Genomic DNA, 17,356 nt, shown 5'->3' with positions numbered 1-17,356 from the left:
AGGGCGCGTGATTTTGGCGACGGGCGGAATCCCGCAATTCGACGGGATGCTCGGCAATGGCCGCACCGCGACCGACGACAGCGAGGAACTGTTCCTCCATACATCTGTCTTCGCGGGGGCGCGGGCCGCGTTCGCCGAAGAGCACGGCCGGGACGATGTCTGACCGGCGGGGCGGTGCCGTACGCCGGGGCAGACCAACGGGGGAGCGCTGCGCGGCGGCCTCGCATGAGTCGCCAGGCGCGTCGACGCACGCCTCGGGCGTGCCGGCGCTCGCCTGCGCACGGGGGAATTCAGATCGTGAGGAGCTGGCGTTGGAGCCGGGGCAGGTGCGATTCGATCAGCAAATGGCCGTCGGAGTCGAGATCAGTTCGCTTTCGGTGGCCGATTCACCAAGGATCTCCGGGGAAGATCCGGAACACGTAAAAGCGCTGACGGTGGCGCAGACCGAACTGCCGCCGATCATCGTGCACCGCTCGACGATGCGGGTGATCGACGGAGTGCACCGGCTGCGGGCCGCCATGCTCTGCGGCCACGACAAGATCGCGGTCAGGTTCTTCGACGGCGACGAGGCCGACGCCTTCGTGCTCGCCGTCGAGTCGAACATCGCGCACGGCCTCCCGCTGTCCCTCGCGGACCGGAAGCGCGCGGCCGGGCGCATCATCGACTCGCATCCGCAGTGGTCGGACCGGATCGTCGCGTCCGTCACCGGCATAGCGCCCGGCACGGTCGCCGAGATCCGCAGGCGCCGTACGGGCGGGCTGACCGCCGTGAGCAGCAGGATCGGCCAGGACGGCCGCGTCCGGCCGGTCAACGGCAGCGAGGGGCGCCGGCTCGCCAGCGAGGTCATCGCGGAGAACCCCAGCCTCTCGCTGCGGCAGATCGCGCGGGCGGCGGGGATATCCCCGGAGACCGCCCGCGACGTACGGAACCGGCTGCGCCGGGGCGAGGACCCGCTGCCCAAGCCGAGGGGGAAGCGGCACGTCAACGGCGCGGCCACCACGGCGCCGGGGCCGGCGGTGAGCACCCGCAAGGGCTTCGGCAGCGGGGCCGTACCGCACCGCGCGCCGGTCCAGGACCGCACCGCGACCGTCGACCGGCTCAAGGCGGACCCGGCGCTGCGGATGAGCGAGACGGGCCGCACCCTGCTGCGGCTGCTCGCCATCCACACGGTCAGCGCCGAGGAGTGGGAGGAGATCATCGACAACATCCCGCCGCACTGCAGCAACATCGTGGCCCATCTGGCCAGCGAGTGCGCGGGGCTGTGGGCGGAATTCGCCGTCCGCGTGGAGCGCCGGGTGGCCGAGACCGTATGACTCTTGACTCCTGACTCTCCGGAGCTCACCGACGCGGCGTCCAACCGCGGAATCGTCGGGTTGGACGCCGGACGCCGGACGCCGCCGTTCCAAAAGCGCGGCGAGATGTTCGGCAAGCGGCCAAGAGGCCAAGAAGCCAAGCGGCCAGAAGGCCAACAGGCCAAGCGGAGAAGTGAATCCAAAAAGGGGGAATTTGGATGGATGTACGAGCGATAGACCATCTTGAGCTGTATGTGGAGGACGCCGAGGAGACGGCCGCCCATCTGCGCGACGCGTACGGGTTCGCCGAGCACGGGCGCGGCGGCCCCGACACCGGCCTGGGGTTCTGCCACACGATCCTGCTCCGGCAGCGGGACATCGCCCTGCTCGTGACCTCGGCGTCGGTGCGACCGGACGGCGGCCACCCGGCCGGCGCGTACGTGCAGCGGCACGGCGACGGGGTCGCGGTCATCGGGCTCGCCGTGGACGACGCGGACGCCGCCTTCGCCGAGGCGGTGGAGCGCGGCGCCGTGCCGACCGTCCCGCCGATGATCCTCGGCGAGCCGGGGAGCCGCGTGACGTTCGCGTCGGTGCTCGGCTTCGGCGACGTGGAGCACCGGTTCACCTCCCGCGAGGGGGCCGGCGCGCCGTTCGCGCCCGGCCTGATTGAGGAGGTCCGGCCCGCCGGCCCGGCCCGCGCGGCGCTCTTCGAGAGCGTGGACCACATCGCGGTCTGCCTGCCCGCCGGCGAACTCGACGCGGCCGTCCGCCACTACCAGGAGGTCTTCGGGTTCGCCCAGACCTTCGAGGAGCGGATCGTGGTGGGGCACCAGGCGATGGACTCGAAGGTGGTGCAGAGCGCGTCGGAGCAGGTGACGCTCACCCTCATCGAGCCCGACATCACCCGCGAACTGGGCCAGATCGACGCCTTCATCTCCGCGCACGGCGGCGCGGGCGTCCAGCACGTGGCCTTCCTCACCGACGACATCACGGAGGCGGTGCGCACCGTCTCCGACCGGGGCGCGCGGTTCCTGTCCACCCCGGCCACGTACTACGACACGCTCACGGAGCGGGTGGGCGACCTGCCCGTACCCGTGGCGGCGCTGCGGGACCTGAACATCCTCGCCGACCGCGACGGTTCGGGCGTGATGCTCCAGATCTTCAGCGAGTCCCGGCACCCGCGGCGGACCCTGTTCTACGAGCTGATCGAGCGGCGCGGGGCGCGCACGTTCGGCAGCAACAACATCAAGGCCCTGTACGAGGCGGTGGAGCGGCAGCACGCGCTTTCCGACTCCACGGCGCCGTCGGCGTGACCGGCGGCCCGCGCGGGCGGGCGCCCGGGCCGGTAGCCGTCACCACCGCCTCCTTCACCACCAGCACCAGCACCACCGCCACCGCGCCGCCACTGCCACCGTCACCGTCACCGAAGAGGACCGAATCATGACCAACCCGTTCGACAACGAGAACGGCACCTTCCTGGTGCTCGTCAACGACGAGGGGCAGCACTCGCTCTGGCCCGCCTTCGCCGAAGTGCCCGAGGGCTGGGACGTCGTGCACAGCGAGGACACCCGGGCGGCGTGCATCGCGTACATCGAGGAGAACTGGACCGACATGCGTCCGAAGAGCCTCATCGCGGAGATGGAGGACGACCGGCAGACGGCCTGAGCCGACGCCCCGCGCGGCCGGTGTTCCCCGGCCGCGCGGAGGGAAGCGGTGCGTGGCCGGGGACCGGGCGAGCCCAGGGCGGGCTCGCCCGGTCCTGCCGTGTGCGCGTGGCCGGCCGGAGGGGCCCGGATATCACTGCCCGGGACGGCAGCCGAGTGCTTACGGCCGTCCGTGGCCGTCCGGTCCGCGCCGCCGGTAGACCGAGCGCAGTAGCTGGTCCTTCGCCGGGCCGCCCACGCGCCAGCTCACCCGCCACTCGTCCGGCGATACGACGGTGAACTCGCCCTCGTACAGGTCGTCGACGCAAGGATGGCGCGCGGTCCACCCGCCCGTACGCAGATCGAGATCGTGGAACGCGCGCCCGTCGGCGAAGGTCACCTCCGCCGTGCCGTCCGGTCGCGGGAGCAGCCGCAGGGTGCGGCCCGCCGGGGTCACCGCGCCGCCCCAGGTCAGCTCGCCCTCCTCGACGTGCAGCAGGACCCCGCCGCCGGCAGGGGCTTCAGCAGGGCCGCCGCTGCCGCCCCCTCCGCCCTCGCCGCCTTCGTCCTCGCGGCGGAAGACGGCCGTGCCGTGGAAGCGGCCGCTCGCGCCGGCGCTCAGGTCGTACAGCTCGCGCTCGACCGTCCAGACGCCGGACAGGTAGGCCGCCACATCGGATACGGGGTGGCGCCCGGCCGGGGGCCGGCCGGCCGGGGTCGGGGGCGGTGCGACGGAGGACATGGCTCCATTGTCCGATTCCGCCGCCCGCCGCCGCGAACCGGGGCCGCCGAACGCGCGGCGGGTCGCGCGCAAGCCGGTAACCCCCACCATTCGGCCGTTACTTGGGTGCACCGCGCACCGTGGCGACGGCCCTATTGGCCGGGGGCCGAAGGTCCTGGAAGCTGCTGTGCCATGACAGCACTTCACAGAGAACCCCTGGCCACGGCCGTCCCATCGGCCCCAGCGTCCCCGTCCGTCACCAGACGCCAGGTCCTGCGCGGTACGTCCGTAGCCGCCGTGGCCGTGCTGGGCGCGGGCATCGGAACGGGGGGCGCCCACGCCGCGCCGCCACGCCCGCCCGACAGCCGGGCGGGAACGGCCCAGGCCGCCCCGCGCCCGCCCGGCGCCCGGACCGGCCCCGACCCGCGCGCCGTCCGCCGCGTGCTCGCCGGACTGATCGAGGCGGAGGGGCTGCCGGGCGCCCAGGCGGTGATCACCGACGCCGGCGGCCGGGTGCGGGAGGTGACCGCCGGGGCCGGCGACCTGGCCACCGGACGCCCGTATCCGCACGACTCCCGGCTGCGGGTGGGCAGCCACACCAAGACGTTCATCGCCACGGTCGTGCTCCAGCTCGTCGCGGAGGGCCGGGTACGGCTGGAGGCGCCCGTCGAGCGCTATCTGCCCGGAGTCGTCCGCGGCCACGGCAACGACGGCCGCCGCGTCAGCGTGCACCAGCTCCTCCAGCACACCAGCGGCCTCCCCGACTTCCCCGACGACCTCACCGACGAGACCCCCGGATACTTCACCCCCGAGGCCGTGGTCCGGCGGGTCCTGGCCCAGCCGCCGGAGTTCCCGCCCGGCGAGCGGTGGTCGTACTGCAACCTCGGCTACATCCTGCTCGGCATGCTCGTCGAGCGCGTCACCGGGCACCGCTACGAGCGCGAGGTGGAGCGGCGGGTCATCGAGCCGCTGGAGCTGGCGCACACCTACTGGCCGCGCTGGCCGGAACAGCGGCTGCGCGGCCCGCACCCGAAGGCGTACGCGCCGGTGGAGGGCGGCGGCAGGCGGGAGATCACGTTCATCAACACGTCCGTGATCGGCGCCGCGGGCGCCGTGGTGGCCACGCTGCGCGACCTCACCACGCTCTACTCGGCCCAACTGGCCGGGGAGCTGCTGCCGCCCGCGCAGCTCGCGCGGATGCGCGACACCATGCCCGCCGACATCGCCCGCGGCGGCGAGTACGGGCTCGGGCTGGCCAGCTATCCGATCGACGGGGGTGCCGGGGGCCGGTACTGGGGCCACGGCGGCACCGTCGACGGGACGCGGACCCGCGGCGGCGTCACCGAGGACGGCCGGGCCGTCTTCGTCGCCGTCAACGAGGTCCCCCAGCGCGAGGACGCCTCCCAGGCGGTCGTGGACGCGGTCGACCACATTTTCCAGCTTTTCCCGAAGTGACGCCTAGTCAACTAAGCGAAATAGGGCCCGAGTTGGTTGACACGCAGCCAACTCGGGTCGCAAGAACCACTACCAACCAACCCGCGAACGAGGAGTACTCCTTCCCGTGAAGAGACTGCGACCCATGCGCCGTACCGCCGCCGTCGCCGCGCTGGCGGCGGCCACCGCCGCCGGTCTGCTCGCCCCGATGCAGACAGCCTCCGCCCAGCAGCGAACCGATCCCCCCGGGCTCGCCAAGTACGAGCAGCAGAAGGTGCGTTGGGAGAAATGCGGGGTCAAGGGCCTCGACGAGGCCGGGGCGCGGTGCGCGTCGATCCGGGTGCCGCTTGACTACAGCCGCCCCGACGGGCAGACGCTGACCATCGGCTTCTCCCGGATCAAGGCCACCGACACGCGTCACCGCATCGGGCTGATGATGCACAACTCCGGCGGCCCCGGCGGCCCCACCCTCGACATGCCCCTGGGGTCGAAGGCCGCCATGGGCGAGAAGCTGGCCGCCCGTTACGACCTGATCGGCATGGACCCGCGCGGCGTCGGCCGCAGCAGTCCTCTGCACTGCGGCACCAGCGGCCACTGGCTGCGCTCGGCCGGGTACGACGCCGCGGGCTTCCGCGCCCAAGCGGGCTACGAGAAACAGCTCATGGCGTCCTGTCAGCGGAAGTACGGCAAGAAGATGTCGTACCTGCGCCACTTCACCAGCCGCAACACCGCCCGCGACATCGACCTGCTCCGCGCCGTGTTGGGCGAGCGCAAGACCTCGTACTTCGGCGTCTCCTACGGCACGTACCTCGGGGCGGTCTACGCCAACATGTTCCCCGGCCGCGTCGACCGGCTGCTCCTCGACAGCGCCATAGACCCCGCCCGGTTCGCCGTCCAGACGTTCCAGGACGCGACCCAGGCCAACGAGGAGTTCCTGGACGCCTGGGCGCGCTGGGCGGCGCCCCGGAACAGCACGTACGGCTTCGGGGACACGCCCGCGAAGGTGCGGGCCACCGTCGAGGGCATAGCCCGGCAGGCCGCCCGCGAGCCGCTGCGCGTAGGCCCGTACACCGCCGACGGCCAGCAGGTGCCGGCCGCGCTCGCCATGACGATGTCCGACGACCGGGACTTCGCGGAGGCGGCCGAGAACATACGGGTGCTGCACGAGGCCGCCCAGGGCCGGACCGTACAGCCGACGGAGGCGCTGGCCGCCGCGCTCGGCCGCCCGGGCGAGGCCGAGGACAACCAGAACTCCCTCCAGATGGCCTTGATATGCGCGGACCGGCAGGCGCCGCGCGATCTGTCCTGGTACCGGCGCAACGTCGAGGCCAGCAGGGCCGAAGCCCCGCTCTATGGGCCGCTGTTCAACGGCGTGTCGCCGTGCGCGTACTGGCCGAACAAGCCCCTGGAAGCACCGGTGCTCACCGGCAATGATGTGCCCGGCCTCATCGTCCAGTCCACCGGCGACCCGCGCACCAGCTACGCCAACGGGCAGGGCCTGCACCACAAGATGCCCAACTCCCGCCTGATCACGCTCAAGGCACGGGTCCACGGCGTCTACGGCTTCTACCAGAACGCCTGCGTGGACCGGCAGGTCAACGACTACCTGCGCACGGGCAGGCTGCCGGCACGGGACACCACCTGTGAGAAGGCCGCGGCGGGCCGCTGAACCGGCTGATGGGGACCTGATGGGGCCTCACAGCCAGTCGCGCCGCTTGAAGATGAAGTACAGGCTCACACAGACCAGCGCCATCAGGCCGACCGCGAACGGGTAGCCGAGGAGCCAGTGCAGCTCCGGCATGTGGTCGAAGTTCATGCCGTAGATCGTGCCGACGAGGGTGGGGGCGAAGAGGATGGCCGCCCAGCTCGAAATCTTCTTGACCTCCTCGTTCTGCTCGAAACCGGCCTCGGCGAGCGCCCGCATCTCGGCGTTCTGCTGCTGGTTGACCAGCGTCGCGTTGACGGCGAGGATGTCGGCGAGAGCCGACCGGAAGCCGTCGACGCGTTCGCTGGTGTGCGTGACGTGGTCGGCGACGTCCCGCAGATAGCGCTGCAACTCCTCGTCGGTGCCGTACTTGGTGAACCCGGCCATCAGCCGCCGCAAGATCTCCACCAGCGGGCGGGTCGCGCGCTGGAACTCGACCATTTCCCGCGAGAGTTCGTAGATGCGCCGGGACACGGCGGGGTCGCCGCCGAACACCTCGGTCTCGATCTCGTCGATGTCGTTCTGTACCCCTTCCACGACCGGCGCGTAGCCGTCGACGACTGCGTCGAGGATCGCGTAGAGGACCGCTTCCGGACCCAGCGCCATCAGCTCGGGCGTGGCCTCCATGCGGCTGCGCACGGTGGACAGGTCGGGGGCCGCGCCATGCCGGACGGTGATGACGAAGTCCGGCCCGACGAACACGTGCAGTTCGCCGAAGTCCACCTCTTCCGGCGCGTCGAGGTAGCGGGCCGCGCGCAGCACGACGAACAGCGTCTCGCCGTACCGCTCCAGCTTGGGCCGCTGGTGCGCTTCGAGCGCGTCCTCCACCGCGAGCTGGTGCAGGTCGAACTCGTCGGAGAGGGAGAGGAGTTCGGCCTCGCTGGGACGGTGCAGCCCGATCCACGCCATGCCGGACGGCTCCGCGTGCAACTGCCGGTAGGTGTCGGCGAGCGTGGCCGGTGTCGCGACGCGGTGTCCGTCCCGGTAGACCGCCGCCTGCACGATGCTGCCCCGCCCGGTCGGCTCCGCCCGGCCGGGCTCCTCCTCCGCCGCCGGGGCGTCGGCCGGCTCCCCGGAAGCCCCGGAAGCCCCAGAAGCTCCGGGCGGCCGAAGCCAGGAGTGCTTCTTCATGGAGGCTCCGGCCCTCCGGGGCGGTTTCCGGCGATCGGGCATCGGTCTTCCTTCACGGTCGCGGTCGCTAACACATCCCCCCGAACCCACCCCGCCGCCCGGCCCGCGCTGCGACCGGACCGCTTCGGTCCGCTGAGGCACAGAGCAGGATATACGGGCCGAATCACACAACCACGCACCCCGCACGGCCCGCAACCGGGGGGGCTGAAGGGCCGTGCGCCCGGCCCGCGGCCCGGTATGCCGCCGACGTTCCGGCGGCGGTACGGGGGAGTGGCGGAGGCTTCCGGCCATGGCCCGGTGAGCGGCCGACGTCGCCGGTTGTGGCCCGGTGAGCGGCCCACGTCCGGGCTGTGCCCGATGTGGCGGACGGCCCCGGCCGCGGTCCGGGGAGTGGCGGGCCTCCCCGGCCGTGTTCGGTGAGTGGTCGTCTCCCGTCTGCGGTCGGGTCGGTGGCCGACGGCCAGGTTGCGGCCGGTCAGCCGCTGACGACCTCGGTTGCGGCCCGCTCGGTGCGCCGACGTCCCGGCCGCTGTCCGGCCTGTCGGCCGACGCTCAGGCCGCGAATCGGTGAGTGGCCGTTGTTCGGACCACGGCTGGGTGAGTGGCAGACGCTCGGGCCGCGGCTTGGTAGGCGGCAGATGTTAAGGCTGTGGCTCGACGAGTGGCCGACATTGCGGCCGCGGTTCGGTCAATGGCCAACATCCCGGTCGCAGTCCGGTCAGCCGGCGGTGTCCCGGCTGCGGCCGGATCTGCCGCCGACGGCCCGGCCGCGTCCCGGTAGGCGGCCGACTCACAGTCGCAGCCCGGTCAGTGGCGGATGTCCCGGCCGTGGCCCGCCGAGCGGCCGATCCCCCGGCGACGGCCCGGTCAGCGGCCGACGTCGAGGCCATGGCCCGGTCAGTGGCCGACGCCCTGGCCACGGTCCGGAGGGTGGTCGACGCCCCGACCACGGCGCGGTCAGCGGCTGACGCCCCGGCCATGGTGCGGTCAGCGGCCGACGCTCCGGGCCCGGTCCGGGCAGTGGCGAAGGTCCCGACCGCGGTCCGGTCAGCGGCCAACTTCCCGGAGGCCGGTTAGGCGCCGATGTCGCGGCTGCGGAGGTCTGCGAGTGTTTCGCGGCGTACGAGGAGGCGGGCGTGGCCGTCGCGTACGGCGGCGACCGGGGGTCTGCCGACGAGGTTGTAGCCGGAGGCCATTGAGACGTGGTAGGCGCCGGCGGCGGGGACGGCGAGGAGGTCGCCGGGGCGGATGTCCGAGGGCAGCTCGACGCCCTCGGCGAGGATGTCGCCCGCCTCGCAGTGCCGGCCCACGACCGTCACCGCGCGCGGCGCCGCCGTGGAGGCGCGGCCCACCAGCCGCACGGTGTACCGGACCCCGTACAGCGCCGGTCGCGGGTTGTCGCTCATGCCGCCGTCCACGGCGACGAACGTGCGGTCGCCCGTGTGCTTGACGGACAGCACGTGGTAGAGCGCGACCCCCGCCGGCCCGGCGATCCACCGGCCGGGCTCGATCGCCAGCCGGGGCACGGGCAGCCCGAACCGGGCGCAGTTCCGGGCGAGTTCGCCGCCCACCCGGTCCGCGTACGCCTGCGGCTCCACCGTCGGCTCGCCCGCGCGGTACGGGATGGCGAAGCCGCCGCCCAGATCCAGTTCCGGCAGGGTCACGCCGTGCCGGTCGCGGATCTCGGCGAGCAGCGGCACCAGCCGCCGTACGGCCGTGACGTACGGGACCAGGCCCGCGATCTGCGAGCCGAGGTGGCAGTGCAGGCCGACCAGGTCCAGCCGGGGCTGGCCGAGGATGCGCGCGACCGCGTCCGCCGCCTCGCCGCCGGCCACCGGCACCCCGAACTTCTGCCCCTCCACCCCGGTCCGTACGGACGTGTGCGCACCCGCCTCGACGCCCGGCACGACGCGCACCAGCACCCGCTGCCGGCTCCCCGCGGGGATCAAGGCGGCGAGCCTCGCGATCTCCCCGGTGGAGTCGATGACGATCCGGCCGACGCCCAGCCGCAGCGCGGTACGCAGGTCGGCGGGGCTCTTGGCGTTGCCGTGCAGGACGAGCCGGCCGGCCGGGAACCCCGCGTGGGCGGCCAGTTCCAGCTCGCCCGCGGAACAGACGTCGAGGGACAGCCCCTCCTCCTCGACCCACCGGACCATCGCGCGGGAGAGGAACGCCTTGCCCGCGTAGGCCACCTCGGCGTCCGGCAGCGCCGCGCGCCACGCGCGGGCCCGCGCCCGTACCTCCTGCTCGTCGATGACGTAGGCGGGCGTGCCGAACCGGTCCGCGAGACGGGCGAGCGCGACGCCGCCCACCGACAGATCGCCGGACGGCAGGACGCGCGTCGAGGCGGGCCACGGCGGCATCGCGGCGCTGCTCTCGTCGGCGGCCGACGGGGACAGCGGCGGTGGTACGGGCGCGAGTGACAGAGACATGGGAGTGCCTCCTTCGGGTCAGAGCGGGAGGGGTGAGGAGTGCGGCATTGAGGCAGCCCGCAGGGCGGGTGGCCGGGGGACGCTCGTACGGCCGCGGGCGCGCGCGTACGGCGAGAGGACGCGTACGGGCGGGGGCGCGGGTACGGGCCGGAGTGCGCGTACGGGCCGGGCGAGTACTCGGAGCGAGGCACGCTGACGCGTGGACGCGCGCGGGGTCCGGGCGCGCGGGCTCCAGAGCGGACGGCGGGCGGTACGGGCCCGGGTCAGGTGATCAGGTGCTCAGGTGAGGAACGCCTGGAGCGCGGCCACGGCCGCGGCGGCGCTTCGCGCGCGCGGCGCGCCGGCCGCGGCGGCGCTTCGCGCGCGCGGCGCGCCGGCCGCGTCCGGTGCCCAGGAGGGCCGTCGGGGCGCGCGCGGCTTCGGGCCGGGCTCGGGCCGCCGCGCCTTCGGCGGGCGGGCGGTGAGCAGCGGGTCCACCGAGAGCCGGGCGATGCCGAGGGGTTCGGCCAGCGCCAGCACGGCGGGCCGGGCGAGCCGGATGAAGGGCTGCTGCGGGCCCAGGACGTGCGAAAGCCGCCGCTTGGAGGAGAAGGCGACGGCGGTCCGGGTGCCGAGCGGGGTGCGGAAGACGCGCAGCGCGTAACCGGCAGGGCAGGTCCGTACGGGCACGTACAGCGGCCCTGCCTCGCGACTATCGGAGGGGTCGCCGTCCTCCGCGGCGCATGGAGTGCCGGCGGAGCGCGGTTCGGTGATGAAGACCTCGGGGGCGAAGGTCTCGGCGGGGGTGCGGCTGATATGCATGACGATCCTTGCAAGGCGTCGGAACAGTGCACTCCACACGCTAGGCCGCCCGCCACGGCCCGGTACCGGGCCCTGACATGCTGTTGATTCCCCTTCACGGCGAATTGACGGGCTGTTGACATCACGGTCGCTCCACGGCCGCTCGGCGGGGCGGCGACGGGCGACGGGTGGGCCCGGGGCCGCCGAGGGCCGGTCGCGGGGCTACGGTCCCGCGGACGGGCCCGGGACGCCGACCGCCGATCGCAGGGGGCCGCGGGCCCCGGCCGAGCGTCCGCATCCCGCGGCCATCGGCCTACAGTCGTTGACGTGACGACACAGACCGGCAGCGCCAGCGGCAGTCCCAGCGAGAGCGCCAGTGCCAGCGAGAACACCAGCGCCAGTGCCAGCGAGAACGCCAGCGCCAGTGAGAGCGCCAGCCGCGGCGCGCGCGAGGACCGCGCCGCTCGGCGGTCGGACGGCACCCGCGCCGCCATCCTCACCGCCGCCCGCTACCGCTTCGCCGAGCACGGGTACGAGCGCACCACCATCCGGGCCGTGGCCGCCGACGCGGGCATCGACCCCGCGATGGTCATGCGCTACTACGGCAGCAAGGACCAGCTCTTCGAGGCCGCCCTCAGGATCGATCTGCGCCTGCCGGAGCTGCGGGACGTGCCCCGCGCCGACGTACCGCGCCGGCTCGTGCGCCACTTCCTGGCCCGCTGGGAGGGGGAGCCCACGGATGACGCGCTGCTGCTCCTGCTGCGCTGCGCCGTCACGAACGAACGGGCCGCCGAGCGGGTACGGGCGCTGCTGACCGAACAGGTCGCGCCCGCCCTCCGCACCATCACCGACACCCGCCGCGCCGGGCTGCTCTCCTCCCAGCTCCTCGGCCTCGCCCTCACCCGCTACCTGCTGCGTGTCCCCGCCGTGGCCGGTCTGACCGCGGACGAGGTGGTCGACCTGTACGCGCCCGGGGTCGCCGGTCTCCTCGGCACCGGCGAGGACGCGTAGCCGCGCGCCGCGGAAAACCGGTTGCCGCGCGGCGAGCGCACCGGTTTTCATCGAGGGCGACACGGGACTTCGGCGACTCGGCCGGAGCGGTACGGAAGAGGTGGTGTTGTATGCCCGGGGCCCCGCGGAACTGCTCTCGTCATCGAGGACGGTCCGCAACAGCGGTGCTGCCGCTGCCGCTGTCCAGCCGGCAGGGCTGACCACGGCGCGTACTCCTCGGGCGCGAGCGGTGATCGTACGGTCCCATCAGCTCGCAGTAGCCAGGAGTCCTCTTCACCATGTCCCGCGATCGTCGCGACCATCGCGATCAGCACGAACCGCGTACCACCCGCGTCAACGCCAGACAGGCGCGTGTCCTTTCCTTCCGCTGCCTCAACTGCGGCCTCGACGTACCGATGAGCGCCGTCGGCACCAGCCACCGCAACCACTGCCCGAACTGCCTGTGGAGCCGTCATCTCGACGACACCCCCGGCGACCGGGCGGCCGACTGCGGTGCGCGGATGGAACCGCTCGCCATATCCGTCCGCAAGGACGGCGAGTGGGTGCTCGTCCACCGCTGCACCGGCTGCGGCGTCCTGCACGCCAACCGGACGGCGGGCGACGACAACGCGCTGCCGCTCACACGGCTCGCGGTCCGCCCACTGGCCCAGCCGCCGTTCCCCTTCGAACGGCTGGCCGGTCTGTGACGTACCAGGTGTGAGAACCGATGGGGTGACCCGCCACGGGGGTCGGGTCACCCCATCGGGCAAATTCACTCGAAAGAGTCGCCATCGCGCCGCCCATTCACCCCATAGTGGTACCCCCCACGCCGCCTCGGCGGGCTCCCACCGCGACATGGGGCCTGGCGGCCCGTCAGCACCCGTCCCGCGGGGCCGCATCGTTACGGCATCAGCCGGGTGAACGTCACGGCAGCAGCCGGGCGAACATCAAGGCAGCACCCCCGCCCGGCGCGCCGCCACCACCGCTTCCAGGCGGGTGTGGGCGCCGAGCTTGCGCATCGAGGAGCGCAGGTAGCTCTTGACCGTTTCCGGCCGCAGGCCCAGGCGTTCCGCCGCGCCGGCGTTCGTCGTGCCGGCGGCGACTTGGGCGAGCACGTCCACCTCGCGGGGGGACAGTTCCACCGGCGGCCGGCCGCGTTCCGGGGCGGAGCCGGAGGCCGCGGCGAGACGGCCGCAGGCCGCGAGGAGTTCCCGGCGCAGTTCGGGGTCGGTCACGCGGTGCGCCAGCGCCCGCAGGTCGCCGTGGGCTTCGCGTACCTCTTCCCACACGGCCGGGTCGGCGGCCGGCTGCCGGGCCATGGCGAGCAGCCGCCGCGTCTCGTCGCGCACGGCGAGGGCCTGTTCCAGGTCGCGGGCGGCCTCGACCGCCGCCGACAGGGGCCGGTCGCCCAGCGCGAGCGGCTGGCGCAGCGCCCCGTACAGGACGCCCCGCACCCGGCCCCGTACGACCACCGGCACCGCCAGTATCGAGCGCAGCCCCTCCGCCGCCACCGCGGCGTCGTACTCGTGGCTGATCACGCGCGAGGCGTGATAGTCCGTCACCGACAGCGGCCGGCTCAGCGTGGCGGCCTTGCCGCCGAGCCCCGTGCCCGGCCGGATCGCGAGCCCGCCCAGGGCCCCCGACTCCGTGCCGGCGAGCTCCGAGATCCGGAACTGGCGCGGCCCCGCGAACAGCCCGCCGAAGGCGACCGGCAGCCCGCAGTCCCGGCGCATCCGCAGCAGCGCCGCTCGTACCTCTGCCGCCTCGTCCGGATGCGCCACGGTCAACTCCCGAATTCGCGAATTGCGGTCACCCCCGTCCGGGGGTGGTGAGACTCAGATCACTCGTCGCACGATGCTAACGAGCGCGTTCCGCAATGAGGAGGACAAGTGACGGCAACCGACGTGACCGAAGAGTTCCGCGCGGCGCGGGATTTTCTGCTCGGGCACCGGGAGGACTACGCGGGGGCCTGCGCCGGATTCTCCTGGCCCCGGCCGCCGGAGTTCAACTGGGCGCTCGACTGGTTCGACCGGATCGCCGCGGGCAACGAGCGGACCGCCCTGTGGATCGTGGAGGAGGACGGCGCCGAGACCCGGCTCTCCTTCGACGCGCTGCGCGACCGCTCCGGGCGCGTCGCGAACTGGCTGCGCGCCCAGGGCGTACGGGCCGGGGACCGGATCGTCGTCATGCTCGGCAACCAGGCCGAGCTGTGGGAGACCGCGCTCGCGGCGATGAAGCTGCGCGCCGTCGTCATCCCCGCCACCCCGCTGCTCGGCCCCGCCGACCTCGCGGACCGCATCGAGCGCGGCCGCGCCGCCCACGTGCTCGTACGGGCCGAGGACCGCGACAAGTTCACGGACGTGCCGGGCGACTACACGCGGATCGTCGTCGGCGCCGGGACGAACACCACGAGCGCCGCCGCCGGCGCGGGCGACGGCTGGCTCGCCTACGAGGACGCCTACCAGTGCCCCGGCGCGTACACCCCGGAGGGGCCGACCCTCGCGAGCGACCCGCTCATGCTGTACTTCACCTCCGGGACGACGGCCCAGCCGAAGCTCGTCGAGCACACCCACGTCTCCTACCCCATCGGCCACCTGTCGACGATGTACTGGATCGGGCTGCGCCCCGGCGACGTGCACCTCAACATCTCCTCGCCCGGCTGGGCCAAGCACGCCTGGTCGAACCTGTTCGCGCCGTGGAACGCCGAGGCGACCGTCTTCGTCCACAACTACACGCGCTTCGACGCCGCCCGCCTCATGGCCGAGATGGACCGCTGCGGCATCACCAGCTTCTGCGCTCCGCCCACCGTCTGGCGGATGCTGATCCAGGCCGACCTCGGCGCGCTGCGCACCCCGCCCCGCGAGGCCGTCGCCGCCGGCGAACCGCTCAACCCCGAGGTCATCGACTCCGTGCGGCGCGCCTGGGGGGTGACGATCCGGGACGGGTTCGGGCAGACCGAGACGTCCGTGCAGATCGCCAACTGCCCCGGCCAGAAGATCAAGACCGGTTCGATGGGCCGCCCGAGCCCCGGCTTCGCCGTCGCCCTCCTCGACCCGGTGACCGGCAAGCCCGGCGACGAGGGCGAGATCAGCCTCGACCTCTCCGCCCGGCCGGTGGGCCTGATGACGGGGTACGAGGGCGACCCGGAGCGCACCGCCGAGGCGATGGCGGGCGGCTACTACCGCACCGGCGACATCGGCTCGCGCGACGCCGACGGCTACATCACCTACATCGGCCGGGCCGACGACGTCTTCAAGGCGTCCGACTACAAGATCTCGCCCTTCGAGCTGGAGAGCGCGCTGCTGGAACACGAGGCCGTCGCGGAGGCGGCCGTCGTCCCCGCCCCCGACCCGCTGCGGCTCGCGGTGCCCAAGGCGTACATCGTCCTCGCGGCGGGCTGGGAGCCGGGCGCCGAGACGGCCGCGGCGATCTTCGCGCACTCCCGGGCGACCCTCGCGCCGTACAAGCGCGTCCGCCGCCTGGAGTTCGCGGAGCTGCCCAAGACCGTCTCCGGGAAGATCCGCCGCATCGAACTGCGCGAACGTACGGCGCAGGGCGGCGGCACGGAGTTCCGAGAGGAGGACCACCGATGAGCGCGCCGGGGAGCACCCTGTCGTACGCGAGCGGCGTCGGCGACACCCCGCTGCTGGGCGAGACGATCGGCGCGAACCTGGCCCGCGCCGTCGAGCGGTTCGGCGACCGGGACGCGCTCGTCGACGTGCCGAGCGGCCGCCGCTGGACGTACGCGGAGTTCGGCGAGGCCGTCGAGGAGGTCGCCCTCGGGTTGCTGGCCAAGGGCGTCGCCAAGGGCGACCGGGTCGGCATCTGGGCGGTCAACTGCCCCGAGTGGGTGCTGGTGCAGTACGCCACCGCGCGGATCGGTGCGATCATGGTCAACGTCAACCCGGCGTACCGCGTGCACGAGCTGGAGTACGTGCTCGCGCAGTCCGGCATCGAGGTGCTGATCGCCTCCGTCGAGCACAAGAGCAGCGACTACCGGCGGATGGTCGAGCAGGTCCGCGCCCGCTGCCCCGCGCTGCGCGATGTCGTCTACATCGGCGATCCGACCTGGCACGGCCTGGTACGGGCCGGGGCCGGGGTGCGGCCGGAACGGCTCGCCGAGCGCGAGGCGCAGCTCTCCAGCGACGACCCCGTCAACATCCAGTACACCTCGGGCACCACCGGCTTCCCCAAGGGCGCCACCCTCTCCCACCACAACATCCTCAACAACGGCTACTTCGTGGGGGAGACCGTCGGCTACACCGAACGGGACCGGATCTGCCTGCCCGTGCCCTTCTACCACTGCTTCGGCATGGTCATGGGCAACCTCGGCGCCACCAGCCACGGCGCCTGCGTCGTCATCCCCGCGCCGTCCTTCGACGCCGCCGCCACCCTGCGCGCCGTCGAACGCGAACGCTGCACCTCGCTCTACGGCGTCCCCACCATGTTCATCGCCGAACTCGGCCTCCCGGACTTCGCCGCGTACGACCTCTCGACGCTGCGCACCGGCATCATGGCCGGCTCGCCCTGCCCGGCCGAGGTGATGAAACGCGTGGTCGGCGAGATGAACATGGCCGAGGTCGCCATCTGCTACGGCATGACCGAGACCTCCCCCGTCTCCACCCAGACCCGGCGCGAGGACGACCTGGAGCGCCGCACCGGCACCGTCGGCCGGGTACTGCCGCACATCGAGGTGAAGGTCGTCGACCCGGCGACCGGCGTCACCCTGGAGCGCGGCGAGGCCGGCGAACTGTGCACCCGCGGCTACTCGGTGATGCGCGGCTACTGGAACGAGCCCGAGCGCACCGCCGAGGCCATCGACGACAGCCACTGGATGCACACCGGAGACCTCGCGGTGATGCGCGAGGACGGCTACGTCGTGATCGTCGGCCGCATCAAGGACATGATCATCCGCGGTGGTGAGAACGTCTACCCGCGCGAGATCGAGGAGTTCCTCCACTCCCACCCCAAAATCTCCGACGTCCAGGTCATCGGCGTCCCCGACGAGAAGTACGGCGAGGAGATCATGGCCTGCGTCATACTCCGCGACCGGGCCGGGACCCTCAGCCGCGAGGAGCTGGCCCGCTACTGCCGGGGCCGGCTCGCCCATTACAAGGTCCCGCGCTACCTGCGCATCCTCGACGCCTTCCCCATGACCGTCAGCGGCAAAGTCCGCAAAATCGAACTCCGGGAGCAGGCGGCGGGACGGGGGTTCGGGGCGTAGGCGG

Annotated in this window: 15 protein-coding genes; 10 read left to right on the top strand and 5 right to left on the bottom strand. The window is 73.0% G+C overall.

Annotated elements, in window-relative coordinates:
• Positions 1 to 7: 7 nt before the first annotated feature.
• From IF55_RS39470 to IF55_RS21200, 4 genes are all read left to right on the top strand, one after another.
• Positions 8 to 163 carry a hypothetical protein gene (locus IF55_RS39470; RefSeq protein ID WP_157854442.1) on the top strand — a complete coding sequence of 52 codons (156 nt, stop codon included), beginning with the start codon at positions 8 to 10 and terminating at the stop codon, positions 161 to 163.
• 181 nt (positions 164 to 344) lie between these two features.
• Positions 345 to 1,313: a ParB N-terminal domain-containing protein gene (locus tag IF55_RS21210; protein WP_030885952.1), complete on the top strand. Its 969-nt coding sequence runs from the start codon at positions 345 to 347 to the stop codon at positions 1,311 to 1,313.
• A gap of 197 nt (positions 1,314 to 1,510) precedes the next feature.
• Entirely contained in the window at positions 1,511 to 2,605 is a 1,095-nt protein-coding gene (hppD, locus tag IF55_RS21205) for a 4-hydroxyphenylpyruvate dioxygenase (RefSeq protein ID WP_030885954.1), read from the top strand.
• Positions 2,606 to 2,732: 127 nt separating this feature from the next.
• The gene (locus IF55_RS21200) at positions 2,733 to 2,957 is read left to right on the top strand and encodes an MbtH family protein (RefSeq protein ID WP_030885955.1); all 225 of its coding nucleotides are present in this window, start codon (positions 2,733 to 2,735) and stop codon (positions 2,955 to 2,957) included.
• 159 nt (positions 2,958 to 3,116) lie between these two features.
• Here IF55_RS21200 and IF55_RS21195 read toward each other — a convergent pair whose 3' ends face one another.
• The gene (locus IF55_RS21195; RefSeq protein ID WP_048832262.1) at positions 3,117 to 3,677 is read right to left on the bottom strand and encodes a DUF6314 family protein; all 561 of its coding nucleotides are present in this window, start codon (positions 3,675 to 3,677) and stop codon (positions 3,117 to 3,119) included.
• A 171-nt stretch (positions 3,678 to 3,848) separates the two neighbouring features.
• Between IF55_RS21195 and IF55_RS21190 the strand changes: the two genes are divergently transcribed.
• Both IF55_RS21190 and IF55_RS21185 read left to right on the top strand, forming a co-directional pair.
• Positions 3,849 to 5,111 carry a serine hydrolase domain-containing protein gene (locus IF55_RS21190; RefSeq protein WP_078644875.1) on the top strand — a complete coding sequence of 421 codons (1,263 nt, stop codon included), beginning with the start codon at positions 3,849 to 3,851 and terminating at the stop codon, positions 5,109 to 5,111.
• 106 nt (positions 5,112 to 5,217) lie between these two features.
• Positions 5,218 to 6,759 (top strand): alpha/beta hydrolase, encoded by a 1,542-nt coding sequence (locus IF55_RS21185; protein WP_157854444.1) that lies wholly within the window; start codon positions 5,218 to 5,220, stop codon positions 6,757 to 6,759.
• 27 nt (positions 6,760 to 6,786) lie between these two features.
• Here the strand turns inward: IF55_RS21185 and IF55_RS21180 are convergent, their stop codons facing one another.
• The 3 genes from IF55_RS21180 to IF55_RS21165 all read right to left on the bottom strand — a co-directional run bounded on the left by IF55_RS21180 (position 6,787) and on the right by IF55_RS21165 (position 11,159).
• Entirely contained in the window at positions 6,787 to 7,968 is a 1,182-nt protein-coding gene (locus tag IF55_RS21180; protein WP_030885965.1) for a magnesium and cobalt transport protein CorA, read from the bottom strand.
• A gap of 1,031 nt (positions 7,969 to 8,999) precedes the next feature.
• Positions 9,000 to 10,358, bottom strand: a complete 1,359-nt coding sequence (lysA, locus tag IF55_RS21170; protein WP_030885972.1) for a diaminopimelate decarboxylase — start codon at positions 10,356 to 10,358, stop codon at positions 9,000 to 9,002.
• Positions 10,359 to 10,637: 279 nt separating this feature from the next.
• Positions 10,638 to 11,159, bottom strand: coding sequence for an SAV_915 family protein (locus tag IF55_RS21165; RefSeq protein ID WP_106980438.1), 522 nt, complete (start codon positions 11,157 to 11,159; stop codon positions 10,638 to 10,640).
• Positions 11,160 to 11,465: 306 nt separating this feature from the next.
• On the opposite strand from IF55_RS21165, the gene IF55_RS21160 reads away from it, so the two are divergent.
• Both IF55_RS21160 and IF55_RS21155 read left to right on the top strand, forming a co-directional pair.
• Entirely contained in the window at positions 11,466 to 12,149 is a 684-nt protein-coding gene (locus IF55_RS21160) for a TetR/AcrR family transcriptional regulator (protein WP_030885979.1), read from the top strand.
• A gap of 278 nt (positions 12,150 to 12,427) precedes the next feature.
• Positions 12,428 to 12,835: an RNHCP domain-containing protein gene (locus IF55_RS21155; RefSeq protein ID WP_030885983.1), complete on the top strand. Its 408-nt coding sequence runs from the start codon at positions 12,428 to 12,430 to the stop codon at positions 12,833 to 12,835.
• Between the two features lie 240 nt (positions 12,836 to 13,075).
• Here IF55_RS21155 and IF55_RS21150 read toward each other — a convergent pair whose 3' ends face one another.
• Positions 13,076 to 13,861 (bottom strand): helix-turn-helix transcriptional regulator, encoded by a 786-nt coding sequence (locus IF55_RS21150; RefSeq protein ID WP_048832290.1) that lies wholly within the window; start codon positions 13,859 to 13,861, stop codon positions 13,076 to 13,078.
• Between the two features lie 156 nt (positions 13,862 to 14,017).
• Here IF55_RS21150 and IF55_RS21145 point away from each other — a divergent pair, with 156 nt between their 5' ends.
• Together IF55_RS21145 and IF55_RS21140 are read left to right on the top strand one after the other, a co-directional pair.
• Positions 14,018 to 15,721, top strand: coding sequence for an AMP-binding protein (locus IF55_RS21145; RefSeq protein WP_030885987.1), 1,704 nt, complete (start codon positions 14,018 to 14,020; stop codon positions 15,719 to 15,721).
• Positions 15,718 to 17,352, top strand: a complete 1,635-nt coding sequence (locus IF55_RS21140; RefSeq protein WP_030885990.1) for an AMP-binding protein — start codon at positions 15,718 to 15,720, stop codon at positions 17,350 to 17,352. Before IF55_RS21145 ends, IF55_RS21140 begins: the two co-directional genes overlap by 4 nt.
• The last annotated feature ends 4 nt before the right edge of the window (positions 17,353 to 17,356 follow it).

Origin of the sequence: Streptomyces varsoviensis (assembly GCF_000718635.1) — a bacterium.
Classification (GTDB): Bacteria; Actinomycetota; Actinomycetes; order Streptomycetales; family Streptomycetaceae; genus Streptomyces; species Streptomyces varsoviensis.
Note: the sequence above shows the minus strand (reverse complement) of the source record. Positions and strands in the feature narration are given on the sequence as shown.

Coding starts and splice junctions, on each gene's coding strand:
- IF55_RS21210 (WP_030885952.1), top strand. CDS start 345: ATGGCCGTCGGAGTCGAGATCAGTTCGCTTTCGGTGGCCGATTCACCA.
- IF55_RS21180 (WP_030885965.1), bottom strand. CDS start 7,968: ATGCCCGATCGCCGGAAACCGCCCCGGAGGGCCGGAGCCTCCATGAAG.
- IF55_RS21155 (WP_030885983.1), top strand. CDS start 12,428: ATGTCCCGCGATCGTCGCGACCATCGCGATCAGCACGAACCGCGTACC.
- IF55_RS21140 (WP_030885990.1), top strand. CDS start 15,718: ATGAGCGCGCCGGGGAGCACCCTGTCGTACGCGAGCGGCGTCGGCGAC.
- IF55_RS21195 (WP_048832262.1), bottom strand. CDS start 3,677: ATGTCCTCCGTCGCACCGCCCCCGACCCCGGCCGGCCGGCCCCCGGCC.
- IF55_RS21200 (WP_030885955.1), top strand. CDS start 2,733: ATGACCAACCCGTTCGACAACGAGAACGGCACCTTCCTGGTGCTCGTC.
- lysA (WP_030885972.1), bottom strand. CDS start 10,358: ATGTCTCTGTCACTCGCGCCCGTACCACCGCCGCTGTCCCCGTCGGCC.
- IF55_RS21165 (WP_106980438.1), bottom strand. CDS start 11,159: ATGCATATCAGCCGCACCCCCGCCGAGACCTTCGCCCCCGAGGTCTTC.
- IF55_RS21190 (WP_078644875.1), top strand. CDS start 3,849: ATGACAGCACTTCACAGAGAACCCCTGGCCACGGCCGTCCCATCGGCC.
- hppD (WP_030885954.1), top strand. CDS start 1,511: ATGGATGTACGAGCGATAGACCATCTTGAGCTGTATGTGGAGGACGCC.
- IF55_RS21150 (WP_048832290.1), bottom strand. CDS start 13,861: ATGCGCCGGGACTGCGGGCTGCCGGTCGCCTTCGGCGGGCTGTTCGCG.